Origin of the sequence: Microvirga aerilata (assembly GCF_016743775.1) — a bacterium.
GTDB classification, from domain to species: domain Bacteria; phylum Pseudomonadota; class Alphaproteobacteria; order Rhizobiales; family Beijerinckiaceae; genus Microvirga; species Microvirga aerilata.
Genome location: NZ_JAEQMY010000322.1, coordinates 1 through 905, shown reverse-complemented (window position 1 = coordinate 905; position 905 = coordinate 1). Strand labels below are relative to the sequence as shown.

Sequence of the window (905 nt, the reverse complement as noted above, 5' to 3'; positions counted from 1 at the left end):
AGCCGAGGACGTGATTTCGGCGCCTGGCTCGGGCTGGTGCCGAAGCAGACCTCAACAGGCGACCGCACGATCCTGGGTCGCCTGTCGAAGCGCGGCAAACGCACGGCCGGTCCATACATTCGGGTCAAAGTGTAACGTTGGACGAACCAAATGAAGGTCCGTTTGTCGCGCCTTTGCAGAAATTCAGCTTACTTCGGGAATGTGCCAATGTCGGAAGTTTAGCCGAGCCGAGCATCACTGACCTGCCGCTGTCGGTCGCATTGAGGACGGCAATTTCTCCAACAGGTTATGCTAAGCTGAGCACTTTTAGTGCGATCGATGGAGTGCGCCCTTTGGAGTGGGCAGTGATCATGCCGTAGGATTGACCGTCTGCCGGATATGTTGATCCTCAAACTGCTTCGGGCTCGGGTAGCCGAGGGCTGAATGGAGCCGCCGGCTGCTATAGATCTCCTCGATAAAGCGCGGAAGGTCCTCGGCGACATCCTCGAAGGTCTCGTAGGCCATTGGGTAGACCGCCTCTACCTTGAGTGTCTTCATGAAGCTCTCCGCCTTGGCATTGTCGTATGGATTGCCGCGTCGGCCCATCGAGCCGATCAGACCGGCGGCATCCAGAGCCTTGCGATAGATTTCGGCTGCATATTGCGATCCGCGGTCGGAGTGATGAATGCAGCCCGGCGGAGGGTGCCGCTCGGCGATGGCAGCTTTGAGTGCCGCCACCGTCAGGCCCGCGTCAATCGACCGACTGATGGCATAGCCCACGACCCGGCGTGATCAGGTATCGAGAATGACGGCCACATAAGCGAAGCCTGCCGTGATGGCGACATAGGTGAGATACTGTCGGCGAATTCAGAAGGCCGGCGCCAACGCCGCAAAGCGGGTCACGCGCGTCTTGGTGCGCGGTCGTC

1 protein-coding gene and 1 pseudogene are annotated in these 905 nt (G+C 59.6%); one reads left to right on the top strand and one right to left on the bottom strand.

Annotated features, from left to right (window positions below; all coding sequences use genetic code 11):
• Window positions 1–126: pseudogene (locus JKG68_RS32605) on the top strand (transposase); the annotation flags it as partial.
• Window positions 127–348: 222 nt separating this feature from the next.
• Here JKG68_RS32605 and JKG68_RS34645 read toward each other — a convergent pair.
• Complete coding sequence (locus JKG68_RS34645) at window positions 349–759, bottom strand: integrase core domain-containing protein (protein ID WP_312891085.1); 411 nt, start codon at window positions 757–759, stop codon at window positions 349–351.
• Between the last annotated feature and the right edge of the window lie 146 nt (window positions 760–905).